Annotated in this window: 14 protein-coding genes; 7 read left to right on the top strand and 7 right to left on the bottom strand. The window is 57.7% G+C overall.

Annotated elements, in window-relative coordinates; all coding sequences use genetic code 11:
- Positions 1-57 precede the first annotated feature (57 nt).
- Positions 58-639, bottom strand: coding sequence for a hypothetical protein (locus ROO76_15935; protein ID MDT8069656.1), 582 nt, complete (start codon positions 637-639; stop codon positions 58-60).
- 391 nt (positions 640-1030) lie between these two features.
- Between ROO76_15935 and ROO76_15930 the strand changes: the two genes are divergently transcribed.
- From ROO76_15930 to ROO76_15910, 5 genes are all read left to right on the top strand, one after another.
- The gene (locus ROO76_15930; GenBank protein MDT8069655.1) at positions 1031-1777 is read left to right on the top strand and encodes a class II aldolase/adducin family protein; all 747 of its coding nucleotides are present in this window, start codon (positions 1031-1033) and stop codon (positions 1775-1777) included.
- Between the two features lie 198 nt (positions 1778-1975).
- Positions 1976-3550 carry a hypothetical protein gene (locus tag ROO76_15925; protein ID MDT8069654.1) on the top strand — a complete coding sequence of 525 codons (1575 nt, stop codon included), beginning with the start codon at positions 1976-1978 and terminating at the stop codon, positions 3548-3550.
- Positions 3551-3844: 294 nt separating this feature from the next.
- Entirely contained in the window at positions 3845-5173 is a 1329-nt protein-coding gene (gene aceA, locus ROO76_15920; GenBank protein ID MDT8069653.1) for an isocitrate lyase, read from the top strand.
- A 117-nt stretch (positions 5174-5290) separates the two neighbouring features.
- The gene (locus tag ROO76_15915; protein ID MDT8069652.1) at positions 5291-7822 is read left to right on the top strand and encodes a DUF3536 domain-containing protein; all 2532 of its coding nucleotides are present in this window, start codon (positions 5291-5293) and stop codon (positions 7820-7822) included.
- Positions 7823-7967: 145 nt separating this feature from the next.
- Positions 7968-8249 carry an HU family DNA-binding protein gene (locus ROO76_15910; protein MDT8069651.1) on the top strand — a complete coding sequence of 94 codons (282 nt, stop codon included), beginning with the start codon at positions 7968-7970 and terminating at the stop codon, positions 8247-8249.
- Positions 8250-8312: 63 nt separating this feature from the next.
- Here ROO76_15910 and ROO76_15905 read toward each other — a convergent pair whose 3' ends face one another.
- A complete protein-coding gene (locus tag ROO76_15905; GenBank protein MDT8069650.1) occupies positions 8313-8861 on the bottom strand; it encodes a DUF1572 domain-containing protein in 549 nt (182 codons plus the stop codon).
- Between the two features lie 83 nt (positions 8862-8944).
- On the opposite strand from ROO76_15905, the gene cobO reads away from it, so the two are divergent.
- Both cobO and accD read left to right on the top strand, forming a co-directional pair.
- Entirely contained in the window at positions 8945-9481 is a 537-nt protein-coding gene (gene cobO / locus ROO76_15900) for a cob(I)yrinic acid a,c-diamide adenosyltransferase (protein MDT8069649.1), read from the top strand.
- Positions 9482-9520: 39 nt separating this feature from the next.
- Positions 9521-10366 (top strand): acetyl-CoA carboxylase, carboxyltransferase subunit beta, encoded by an 846-nt coding sequence (gene accD, locus ROO76_15895; protein ID MDT8069648.1) that lies wholly within the window; start codon positions 9521-9523, stop codon positions 10364-10366.
- A 61-nt stretch (positions 10367-10427) separates the two neighbouring features.
- On the opposite strand, the gene ROO76_15890 is transcribed toward accD, so the two are convergent.
- The 5 genes from ROO76_15890 to ROO76_15870 all read right to left on the bottom strand — a co-directional run.
- Entirely contained in the window at positions 10428-11045 is a 618-nt protein-coding gene (locus tag ROO76_15890; GenBank protein MDT8069647.1) for a TIGR00730 family Rossman fold protein, read from the bottom strand.
- The gene (locus tag ROO76_15885; GenBank protein ID MDT8069646.1) at positions 11042-11314 is read right to left on the bottom strand and encodes a SemiSWEET transporter; all 273 of its coding nucleotides are present in this window, start codon (positions 11312-11314) and stop codon (positions 11042-11044) included. Before ROO76_15885 ends, ROO76_15890 begins: the two co-directional genes overlap by 4 nt.
- Positions 11315-11424: 110 nt before the next feature.
- Positions 11425-11856 carry a hypothetical protein gene (locus tag ROO76_15880; GenBank protein MDT8069645.1) on the bottom strand — a complete coding sequence of 144 codons (432 nt, stop codon included), beginning with the start codon at positions 11854-11856 and terminating at the stop codon, positions 11425-11427.
- 183 nt (positions 11857-12039) lie between these two features.
- Positions 12040-12351 carry a hypothetical protein gene (locus ROO76_15875; GenBank protein MDT8069644.1) on the bottom strand — a complete coding sequence of 104 codons (312 nt, stop codon included), beginning with the start codon at positions 12349-12351 and terminating at the stop codon, positions 12040-12042.
- A gap of 150 nt (positions 12352-12501) precedes the next feature.
- A partial coding sequence (locus ROO76_15870) for a carboxyl transferase domain-containing protein (GenBank protein MDT8069643.1) occupies positions 12502-12865 on the bottom strand: 364 nt, incomplete at its 5' end.

Below are 12865 nucleotides of genomic sequence, written 5' to 3'. Positions count from 1 at the left end.
AACCCAAAGAGGGAGGCAGACTCACTGCCTCCCTTAGCTTTGCGCACCAAACTTTCTCTATTCCGCAGGACCGTAGTAGATAACGTAAGGGAAATTGGTATCGAACCATTTGTAGGACAGTCCGCGCGTTTGAATACTGGTTCGTACCGCCGCGAGGCGGTCGTGAATTTTGTGGATCACATCATTTCGGGATCGCACGACCAGCTCCCGCGTCGCCGTTCTCTGGGCTTCAACCTCCTGCTGCTCGCGGTACTGACGCATCGATTTTTCGTAATCGTCAGGATTATCGATCATCACAGGCTTGGGCTTCGAGGTAGCCCGACCGATTTCGGACCGGGCATGCGCGATCTCATCCATCTCGTCGTCGTACCAGTCTTTCACCACACTCTCGGTTTCCTGTGGGGTGTGGTGCGAGGAATGAGCAAGGATCGCTTGCGCGATCTCTTCGGCGTTCGAAATGTTATCCAAGGAAATCTGCGGAATCCCCAGGCGGTGAATACTCGGATCGTCATCGGTCAGCACCTTCTTGGCATGTACTGCGCTGCTTGGCTTCTGCTTTGCCACTTGCCCGAGGCTCTGATCATTATTGCCGCCCAGCGGCAGAGGGTCTCCCTGGCCAGCGACCAAGGTACAAAGCATCAACGAGCTCAAGAATGCCAGGAGAACTATAGAATGGCCTTTCAAAGTATCGCCTCACGAATGGAGTAAACCTAAAGCTAGCCTCGCGCTACTCTGAATACAATCCCAAACTACTTATGCGCAGTTACTGGCGGGTGAGCGGTTACAGTAGTCAGTCACTTGTTCGCAGTCTGTAAACGAGCAGCCAAATTGCCAAAACGGGAATTCCAGCGCGAGATCCGGCTCGCAATCTGCATCGAATCCTGAGGCTCGGACATCTCAAACCACAGTTGGCGCAGGACCGACAACCCAAGCTAGAAATTCGCAACCAAGATAAATGAACCGCCATTCATTTTTTGCTTTGCGTGCGCCCAAAAGTTGCTTATTATCGTCACCCCGGTTGAGGAAACGCTTGCCCGAAAATCTCAAATTCGACATTTGCTGTGCCGCGCGTGTGCTCTATCGCGCCGGGCTCAGTGTGGCGAATGCGGGGCACATCAGCATTGCGATAGGCGAGAACCGAATGCTGGTGAACCGATTTGGGCCATCGTTTGCGACTTTGCAGCCGGCGGATATCCTCACCTGCGATTTCGAAGGGAAGATCGTAAATGGCGAAGGCTGGGTCAACGACACGATCCTGCTGCACGGGGTGATTCACCAGCACGTGCCGGACATTGTGGCGCTGGTACATACCCATCCGCCAGCAACGGTGACGTTCAGTGCGTTTCGCAAACAACCGGAGATTTACGACCAGGAGAGCTGCATTCTGGCTGGTGATGTGGCAATTGTGGAAGAGGAATATAGCGGGCTGGCATCAAGCGAAGAGCGGGTGCGTCCCATGGCGGACGCGCTGCGTGACCACCACGCGATCCTGCTCCCGAACCATGGCGCCATCACGCGTGGGCCGAACGTGCAGCTGGCGACGGTGACCATGCTGTTGCTGGAAGGCATGGTGCAGCGCAATTTGTCGGTAGCCGCTAGCGCCCGAGCTCTCGGAATCGAGCCGAAACCAATCGCGATGGAAGCGGCACTGACCGCCAAACGCGAAATTGCCAAAATCCCATTTTTGCAACCGTTGTGGGCAGACTTGCTTTTGAGACTGCGCCAAACGGACCCAGAGTTGTTCTCTGCTTTAGCGGGAGTAACCGCTAAAGCTTGAGCTTCCGCGTACTCCACGAGTACTAAATAGGACCGCCGAAGGGAAACCCCTGCGGGGGCTGAGCTCCCTTAGGACAACCGTCACTCAGGCGAAAGCATCAGAATTGCTCTCGCCAGGCGCATCCAGCCCATGGACTCGAGCGGGCGTAGCCGATTCGTTATCCGATTCCTCGAGCGGGCATCGTTTTTGAGAGGACATATGAGCAGCACGGCAAATTATCCAACCGCAACTGGCTTTCAACTCAATAGCGCTCCGGCGGGATTCAATGCGCGACGCGACCTGGCCCCAGGGCTCTTCGAATTTCTGCAAACGCTGCATCAGTTGTTCACGCCGCGTCAGCAGGAACTCGTGGCCAAGCGCAAGCGAGTGCTGGAGGCGTCGCTGGAAGGCGACCGTCCCGATCATCTGCGACCGTCGGAGGCGACGCAGGGAGAGTGGCGCATCGCTTTTCCGAAGTGGTGCGAAGACCAGCGCAACCAGATGACCGGGCCGGCCGACGAAGCGGAACTGGTGGTGAAGATGCTCAACTCCGGCGCGCCCGGAGTGATGCTCGACCTGGAAGATTCCATTGTGAACCAGTGGGACCACGAGATGCTCGGAATGCAGAATGTTCTCAAGGCGCTGGCTGGAGAGCTGACGTACTTCGACAAAAAGCGTGATCGCGAAGTTGATATCAAAGACAGCAACACGGTGATCTGGACGCGCTCCCGCGGGCTGCACTTGAACCAGGCGGGGGTGATGCCGGAGGTGATGTCGGCCTCGGTGTTCGATGTAGGCTCTCTGGCGTTCCAAGTCGATCCTGCGAAATTAAAGCACAATCTCTGTATCTATATTCCAAAGAGCGAGAGCGCGGAAGAAGCGCTGTGGTGGCGAGATCTCTTCCAGAAGATCGCGGAAATGCGCGGCTGGCCGAAGGATTACATCAAATGCATGGCGCTGGTGGAGTCGCATCCCGAGGCCTACCAGATGGAAGAGTTCCTCTACAACCTGCGCGATCACATCCTGGGATTGAACCTTAGCCGCTGGGATTACATGGCCAGTCTGATCCATTTCAATCTCGACGATCCGGAGTGGGTGCTGCCCGACCGCAACACGATCCCGCACGACGTGCAGTTCTTTCAGAACCTGCGCGAGTTGATTCCTGAGATCTGCCACAAGCGTGGCTGCCTGGCGATCGGCGGCATGACCGCGCTGTATCCGAGCCGCGAAGATGCCGAACTGAATGCGCGTGCGCTGGATGTGCTGGCGAAAGACAAGAAGAACGAAGCCAATTGCCTGATGGACGGAGCGTGGACCGGGCATCCCGATCAGAACCAGATCGCGGTGGACCAATTCCCGAATCCCAACCAGATGCATGCGCGTCGCGCGAATGCGCCGCGGTATCCGGATTTGCGTCCGGCGCCGACCGGAGTGGGCAAGAAGACGCTGACGGGAACGCGCGCGGCGGTTCGCACTGTGATTCGTTACCGCAACGGTGTCCTCAACGGCAAAGGCGCGAGCCTGCTCGATGGCTACATGGAAGATCTGGCGACGGACCGTATTTATCGCCTGATGATTGCGCAGCGAATGAAGCATTCCAAGACCGTGCCGATTACCGACGACACGGGCAAATCTGTTGAGCACACGCCTGAATTCATAACCCAGCTTTTCAATGAAGAGTTGGACAAATTAATCGCGAATCCAGGTAAAGACCTGGGTTCTCCCGAAACCTTCCGTGAGGCGAGACGCATTGCGGAAGCGATGGTAAAGAACGGCGAGTTCGATCCGTTTTAAATCAACAGGGCGTCCAACATAGGGCGACCCGAATGCAGTGACAGCCCCCCTCCGTTCGACCCTGGTGGTGCGGATTTGGCGGGGACCGCGGGAAACACCTTGCGACCGTTCAATAGGCGAAAGGTCCTGCGGTGACTTACGGTGCGGCGAAGACCGGCGTGCCGTTAAGTCTTTGGGCGCGTACATCCGTCATGCGGAGTGCGACCCCTATAACCCGAACGTTGTGCGTGTTCGTCGAGGCCTAACCGGGCAGGCGGATGCACAGAATACAAATTCGTACTGAGAGGACCACCCATGGCAACGAACCAATTCGCTGCAGAACTGCTGCATGACTGGAATTCCAACCCGCGCTGGAAAGGCATAACCCGGCCTTATACCCCTGAAGAGGTTGAGCGTCTTCGCGGCACCATACGCATCGACTACACCCTCGCTCGTCTCGGCGCCGAGCGCCTTTGGAAGCTTCTGCACGAAGAAAAATATGTGCCCGCCCTCGGAGCCCTGACCGGTAACCAAGCGGTGCAGATGGTGAAGGCCGGATTGAAGGCAGTCTATGTCTCCGGCTGGCAGGTTGCAGGAGACGCCAATGACGCGGGTCAAATGTATCCGGACCAGAGCCTTTACCCGGCAGACAGCGTGCCGAACCTGGTGCGTCGTCTGAACAACGCTCTGCTGCGCGCCGACCAGATCCATCATTCCGAAGGGCGCAACGGATTCCACTTCCTTGCCCCAATGATTGCGGACGCTGAGGCGGGCTTCGGTGGCAATCTCAATGCCTTCGAACTGATGAAGGCAATGATCGATGCCGGTGCCGCCTGCGTGCACTTCGAAGATCAGCTTTCTTCGGCGAAGAAGTGCGGACATCTCGGGGGCAAAGTATTGGTGTCGACAACCGAAGCGGTGCAGAAGCTGGTGGCGGCACGTCTGGCGGCCGATATTTGCGGCGTCCCGACATTGATCCTGGCGCGCACCGACGCGAACAGTGCACATTTGCTGACCAGCGATGTGGATCCGTACGATCGGCAGTTCCTTACCGGCAATCGCACCAACGAAGGCTTCTTCTGCATCCAGGGTGGGCTCGATTCGGCAATCGCGCGCGGCCTTGCTTACGCGCCCTATGCCGATATGATCTGGTGCGAAACTTCGGAGCCGAACATTGAGGAGGCGCGACGTTTCGCCGATGCCATTCATGCGAAGTTCCCGGGCAAGCTGCTGGCTTACAACTGTTCGCCGTCTTTCAACTGGAAGAAGAAACTGAGCGACGCCGACATCGCTCGCTTCCAGCCGGCACTGGCAGAGATGGGCTACAAGTTCCAGTTCATCACGCTCGCCGGGTTCCATGCTTTGAACCTGAGTATGTACGAACTGGCAAAGGGCTATCAGCACGCCGGCATGACGGCCTACTCGGCGCTGCAGGAAGAGGAGTTCCGGTTGGAGAAGGAAGGTTACGAAGCGGTGAAGCACCAGCGTTTTGTGGGCACCGGCTATTTCGATGCGGTGCAGAACGTGGTGACGAGCGGACAGGCGTCGACCACCGCGCTGGAGCACTCCACGGAAGCCGAACAGTTTCAGTCGCCTGAAGCTACGATCGGTGGCGAGGCAACATCAACGCTGGCTGCAAACTAACGGTAGCTACAAACCTTGGATCGGCGGGGCGCAAACCCCGCCGATTCTAGTTTTTACATCTTCCAGAGTTGCTGGCCTTAGAAACTGCATCAAAAACTCTGTACTGCTCCGCCTCCCATGGAACGATATATCTGTATTCATGCCCATTTTTACCAGCCCCCCCGTGAAAATCCGTGGCTGGAAGCAATCGAACAACAAGATTCTGCTTATCCCTTTCACGACTGGAACGAAAGGATTACCGCGGAGTGTTATGCGCCGAATTCGGCGGCCCGTATCCTCGGTCCCAATGGCAGAATCCACGAGATCTACAGTAACTACGCACATATAAGCTTCAACTTCGGTCCCACGTTGCTGTCGTGGATGGAGGAGAAGGCGCCGAACATTTATCAGCGCGTTCTCGATTCCGATCGCCAAAGCGCTGAGCGGTTTTCGGGACACGGCAACGCCATTGCGCAGGCCTACAACCACATGATCTTGCCCTTGGCGACGCGCCGCGATAAGCAGACGCAGGTGATTTGGGGACTACGCGACTTCGAGAAGCGCTTTCGGCGCCGGCCTGAAGGCATGTGGTTGCCGGAGGCAGCGGCCGATGTTGAGAGCCTCGAAGTGCTCGCTGACCAGGGAATCAAGTTCACGATTCTCGCGCCGCACCAGGCCGGCGAGGTGCGTAAACTCGGCCCCGGCGGACGCTGGAAAAATATTGCAGGCGGGCAGATCGATCCCACACGCGCATATCTCTGCCGACTGCCAAGCGGAAAGCACATCAATCTATTTTTCTACGACGGGCCAATCTCGCGCGCAGTGGCTTTCGAAGGGCTGCTGTCGAATGGTGAGACTTTTGCGAAGCGCTTGATTAGCGGCTTTAGCGACGGTCGTAACTGGCCGCAGTTGATGCACATCGCTACCCATGGTGAGACATACGGACACCATCATCGATATGGCGAAATGGCATTGGCGTACGCGCTGCACTATATCGAACAGAACAACCTGGCGACGATCACGAATTACGGAGAGTATCTGGAAAAGCATCCCCCCACGCACGAAGTGGAGATCGTCAATAACACGTCATGGAGTTGCGCACATGGCATTGAGCGCTGGCGCAGCAACTGCGGCTGCAACTCTGGTATGAAGCCGGGCTGGACGCAGGATTGGCGTGCGCCGCTGCGCACTGGCCTGGACCGGCTACGCGAGGGACTCGAGAAACCATACCAGGAGGCGGCAGCGAAGCTCTTGAAAGATCCAGGAGCGGCGCGCGATCGATATATCGACGTGATCCTTGACCGCTCTAAGAAGAGTCTCGACAGTTTCTTTGCCGCGCATCAGAAGCACGAACTTGGGCGCGAAGAACGCGTGCAGGCCCTGAAACTGCTGGAGATGCAGCGGCACGCCATGCTGATGTACACCAGTTGCGGCTGGTTCTTCGATGAGCTCTCGGGGATCGAGACGGTGCAGGTCATCATGTACGCCGGACGGGCGCTACAGTTGGCACAGGACCTGTTTGGCAATGGATTTGAGCAGCACTTCCTCGATGGTCTGAGGCAGGCGCACAGCAATTTGAAAGAGCTTGGCAATGGGGCGGATATCTACCAGCGCTGGGTGAAACCTGCGCAGGTGAACCTGCTCAGCGTCGGCGCGCACTATGCAATTGCGTCATTGTTCGATGGATACACGGACCGAAGCTCAATTTATTGCTACGACGTGAACCTGCGGCAGCATGAACAGCGGGCGGCGGGCCGCACAAGGACTGCCGTAGGCCGTGCCGTGATCTGCTCGCGGATTACGCTGGAGCAGGCTGACATGACATTCGGAGTTTTGCACTTTGGCGATCACAATGTGAACGCGGGAGTGCGGTACTTCCGCGGCCAGGAAGATTATGACGAATTGCAACGCGAAACCGAGCAGGCAGCCGGGGCGGGCGACATTGCCGAGATCCTGCGCGTCTTCAATAAGCACTTCGACAACACGACCTACAACCTGAAGTCGCTGTTCCGCGACGAACAGCGGCGCATTGTTGACCAGGTTTTGCGCTCGACACTGAACGAGGCGGATGCCGCCTACCGCCAGATTTACGAGCACCATGCGTCGCTGATGCAGTTCCTGGCCAGCATTCGTGCGCCGTTGCCGCACATCCTGCGCGTGACCGCCGAGTTCGTGTTGAATTCACGGTTGCGGGCGGAGTTCTCGGCCGAGAACATGAACATTCCCGAGATCCAGGACCTGCTCAACACGGTACGTCGCGAGGGCATTGAACTCGATTCGGCGGGGCTTTCGTTTGTCCTGAAGAAATCGATCAATCGAATTGCCGAGGAGCTGGAGAGCGATTTGAGTCTGAAGAACCTTTCACGTTTTGATGATGCCCTCAGCTTGCTGAAGATGCTGCCTTTTGAAGTGGACTTGTGGCGGACGCAGAACCTGTTTTTCGAACTGCTGCAGCGGGCGCCGCAAATTGAGGAGTTCCAGAACGAAGAGGCGCAACATCACCTGACTTCGATTGGGGAACGACTCGGGCTCTATGTGGGCGTGTTCCAGGGGGGCATTGGCGCACAATGGCGCTCCGGACGGAGAGCCAATGGTGGCCTGAGCCGGGGAATCGGCCGTAGATCCCGTGCAGGACGTCCGCCGAAAAATAAAATAGTGTTGGGCTATTGACTTCGCCAACTCTGCGGGATAAAACCCTCCGCGCATGGCTTCGACCTTTCCCTTGCGTGCCAGTCCCTGACGGCATGGGACTAGGTCCCTCGCGATCGCATCCGGTTCGACAGGGTGGACGACCTATAGCCTGCAAGGAGGCTTCATGAACAAAGCGGACTTGGTGGACAAGATCTCGGCAGCTTCGAGCATCAGCAAGACGAGTGCGGCGGAAGCGATCGACGCTTTGGTCGACGGCATCACCGGTGCATTAAAAAAGGGCGAGCGCGTTACGCTGGTGGGCTTCGGAACCTTCGCGGTTTCGCAGCGCCGCGCACGTAATGGACGGAACCCGCAGACCGGTTCAGTGATCAAGATTGCAGCACGGAAAGTGGCGAAGTTCACGCCGGGAGTGGAACTAAAGAAGGCCGTGAATAAATCGAGATAAATCGAAACGCAAGAATGACAGAGCAGAAGTAAGGCAGGGTGCGCCCTGCCTTTTTCCTTGGGTTCAGCGCTGGCTCGCTTCGCCCTTGCGCACCCGCTCGTTGAATTCCGCGGAGCCTTTTCTAGGCACGGTGAGCGACTTCCACTGCTCCGACTGAAAGTGCTTGGCTAGAAAGACGATCTGGCCTACGTGATAGGAGTAGTGCGCGATCTGCCGATTGATGGCCTGCATTACCGAGTGTGGCTCGCCGCGGATCGTAACTTCGCGAGTTAGATCGGCGTCGCTGAGCGGCTCCAGCGCTGCGAACACATATCCCCACCCTTGCTCCCAAAGCTTCATCAATGCCTCGCGAGATTCGGGAGGCGCTTCAAACTCGGTATCGCGGTTGCGATTGGGTTTTTCGCCGTCGCTGGTGAGGAAGTTGGTCCAGCGAGAGCGCATGTTGCCGGCCATGTGCTTCACGATGAGCGCGATCGAGTTCATCTCCGGATCGAGCACGGTGCAGAGATGCTCGTCGTTCACCTGTGAGATCGCGCCTTCGCCGAGTCGCTTGTAGAGGCGGAAGACGGCGATGGAATCTTCGAGGTAGGAGGTCATGAAGCGATGTGCCATGCCGATATGGTAGCGCGGGTCCGGTAGGCACGACAGAGCTGGGCGAATTACAATCAAGCATTCGCCCCGTGTGGGAAACGGATATGACAGACGTTCGCAAGGGATTGATCATCGTTAACACCGGCCCGGGCAAGGGCAAGACCACGGCCGCCATGGGCACGGCACTGCGCGCGGTCGGCAACGGAATGAAGGTCTTGATGCTGCAGTTTTTGAAGGGCTCGTGGCACTATGGCGAGCTCGATGCCGTGCAGGCCTTCGGCGACAAGTTCGTGATGAAGCAGATGGGCCGCGGGTTCGTGAAGGTCGGTGGCGCCGAGACCGATCCGGAAGATATTCGGATGGTGGAAGAGGCTTGGCAGGAAGCGGCCGACGCCATTTTGTCCGGCACGTGGGACCTGGTTGTCCTCGACGAGATCAATTACGCCATCAGCTACAAGATGCTCGATCCGGAGAAGGTCGCCGAGGTCCTGAAGCGTAAACCGGAGATGGTGCACGTAATATTGACGGGGCGCAACGCGCATCCGACAATCGTGGAACTCGCCGATACAGTGACCGAAATGCGCGAGGTAAAGCACGCGTATCAGAAGGGCATCCTGGCACAACGCGGCATCGAATACTAGAATGCGACTCGCTCCAGCGGGAGCGGATGGGAAGCAACTATGAGTTGGTTCAAGCGGGAAAGCGTTGAGCTCGACACATCGGGCGAGAAGAAGGTTAAGACCGAAGGTCTCTGGGTTAAGTGCGAGCAGTGCCGCCAGATCATCTGGAAGAAGGACCTCGAAGAGAACCTGTACGTCTGCCCGAAGTGCGAAAAACACTTCCGCATCGATGCACGCACCCGACTCGGTTATCTCTACGATGACGGCAAATACGAGACCTTCGATAACAACCTGCAGTCGACCGATCCGCTGAAGTTCACCGACCTGAAGCCTTACGCCACGCGACTGAAGCGCGCACAGCACGACACCGGACTGAAGGACGCCGTCATCAACGCGAAGGGCGAGATCTACGGCCAGACGGTGATCAGCAGCGTGATGGAGTACAACTTCATCGGCGGCAGCATGGGATCGGTGGTGGGTGAAGTGATCACCCGTGCTGTTGAACGTGCGACGGACGAGCGCACTCCGCTATTGATCGTCTCCGCGTCGGGCGGAGCCCGCATGATGGAAGGTGTGATCAGCCTGATGCAGCTGGCAAAAATTTCCTCGGCGCTGGCGCGCATGGAAGCCGCCAAGGTGCCGTACATTTCGTTGCTAACCGACCCCACGACCGGCGGCGTGACCGCTTCATTTGCCATGCTGGGAGACCTGAACATCGCTGAGCCGGGCGCGCTGATCGGCTTTGCCGGCCCACGCGTGATTGAGCAGACAATCCGGCAAAAGCTGCCCGAGGGTTTCCAGCGTTCGGAATTTTTGCTGAAGCACGGCATGCTGGATGCGGTGGTGGATCGCAAGAATCTAAAGGCGTACGTAGCGCGGGCGTTTGCGTTTATGACGCCGAACTAGATCGAGACCATTTGAGTCGACAATCCCACCCATCCCTGCGGGAAGGGTGGGGCACCCACATTCACTCCCGATCCGTACTGATCTCTCCCATCTCAGCCGATAGCGTCCACTTCTCATCGATCTTCGGCGGTTCGTACTCGTCGAGATAGCGAAACGCCGCCGGCACATCGTCGGCAAAGTGGTAGATCTGCCGCATCGCTTCCTTGGCGAAGTGGTTGGTGATCATGTGCTCAAACAGCCGCTGCAGTGGCCGGTAGAAGTTGTTGATGTCGAGGAAGACGATGGGCTTAGCGTGCTGGCGCAACTGCTTCAGGGTAATGATCTCGATCATTTCTTCAAGCGTGCCGAAGCCGCCGGGCAGCGCGAGAAATGCGTCGCTGCGCGATTCCATGGTGGCTTTGCGTTCGCGCATATCGGCAGTAATGATGAGCTCGTCGGCGCTCGTGTAGGCAATGCCGCGGGCGCGCATAAAGCCCGGGAGCACACCCACCACGCGGCCGCCATGCTTTTGAGTGGAGCGCGCCACCGCGCCCATAAGGCCTACACTCGTACCTCCGAAAACCAGGGTTCCGGCTCGGAGTCCGATTTCCATCCCAACTTCCAGGGCAGGGCCGAAGAACTCACGGTCGATGGCGTCGCTCGACGAACTGAAGACACAAACTGCGGGGGACGCTTTCACGGCTTCTTGCTCCGGGACTGGTAGGCAGATTTCATCAGGATCAGCGACAGGATAAGACAGACGCTGATGGCGTTGGGCAGGATGATCGGCAGACGGCGCAGCATCACGCCATAGACCGTCCATAGCGCTGTGCCGCTGCCCATGACGAAGAGCATGAGGTACGAGAGATCGCGACAGGAGCGCGATCGGAAGGACTGCCACACCTGCGGCAGGAAGGACGCGGTGGTGAGCGTCCCGGCAATATAGCCAACCAGTGCGCTGGAGATCACCTAAGAAGGGTATCAGTATCGGGCGGCGACGAGTTCAATGTGCTGAAGTGCCTGGCGCAAATGAACGGGCCACCCACGCGCGAGGCCCGTTCCAATTCACCCCGAAACTCTTAACGGGGTCGCTGATCATCCGGTGGCGGCTGGTACTGCCCGTTATCATTGTTGTTGTAATTAGGGTTGTTGTTGTAGTTAGGATTGTTGTAATCAGGGTTGTTCTGACGGTTATCGTACTGATCCTGATCGCGGCGATCGCGATAAGCGCCGTTATCGGACGAGCGGTTGTCGTAATAGCCGTTCTGTTCATTCGTGCAGTGCTCGCGCGCCTCATGCAACTGGTGCTGGGCGTAACGCGCCTGCAAGCTGTCGTCCCCGTGTTCGGCCACTTCCTGATCCAATTTTGCTTGTGCATGTTCGACCCGCTCGTGACAGTCGTGGCGAGCTTCGTCATCCTGGGCCCGCAGGTGGGGGGTGGCGAAGAAGAACATCGCACCCAAGGCGACCAAGGCAGGCGCCGCCCGCAGAGCTTTACTCTGTGAAGTCATAACACGCTCCTCTCAATGGCGTTTCGAATATTAGAGTGGTTCTGGCAGAGAGGCGGTTGCCACTTGAATTGGTGAGCACGCAATCATTGGGGGCAACCCGTCGCCATAGCCGGCGGTCCGGATTCTCGCTGCAAAAGACGGAGCCGCCCGCAGGCGGCCCAGCGTACCTTGCTTCAGCACAGTTTAGTGACGGTCGTGGTCGTCCCAATCACGCTGATCGTGCCAGCGCGCATCGTGGCCCCAGTAGCCGTGGTAGCGACTCCAGCAACGGTCGCGCTGGGCGTTTAAGTCACGCCGTGCGTGCTCGGCTTGCCGGCTGCCCTCGCCATGGCGGGAAACGGCGCGGTCGAGCTTTGACTGTGCCCTTTCAATACGCTCGCGGCACTCGTGATGGTCGTCGTCCGCACGAAGCTGCGGGACGCCAGCGAATAAGAACATGGCTCCCATGGCAGCAATTGCCGGGGCCATGCGCCATGATTTTCGAAGAGATTGCATAGGTACATCCTCCCTGTTGATGCTCAACGGTTGGAGCGGATCCATGAAGCGCAGGTTGCCACGGGTGCACACATCCGCACCTCGCACCGCGAGAGATGTGAGGCAACCCTGCATCGGATTACGAAGTTCTAGAGCCCGAATTCAGATAGGTTACAGCGGGATGTTGCCGTGCTTTTTGCTGGGGTTTTTGTCGCGTTTGGTGTCGAGCATCTCCAACGCCTGGATCAACTTTTTACGCGTGTCGCGGGGACGAATTACGGCATCGACAAAGCCCCGTTCTGCCGCGATGTAGGGATTGGCAAAGCGCTCGCGAAACTCTTCGACCTTCCCCGCACGGTTTTCCGCGTAATTTTGTGACTTATCGAGCTCGCGCTTGTACACGATGTTGACTGCGCCTTCGGGCCCCATGACCGCGATTTCGGCGGTGGGCCAGGCATAGTTCACATCGGTGCGAATGTGCTTGGAGGCCATGACGCAATAGGCACCACCATAGGCCTTCCGGGTGATGACTGTG

The sequence above is a fragment of the Terriglobia bacterium genome (assembly GCA_032252755.1).
Classification (GTDB): Bacteria; Acidobacteriota; Terriglobia; order Terriglobales; family Acidobacteriaceae; genus JAVUPY01.
Note: the sequence above shows the minus strand (reverse complement) of the source record. Positions and strands in the feature narration are given on the sequence as shown.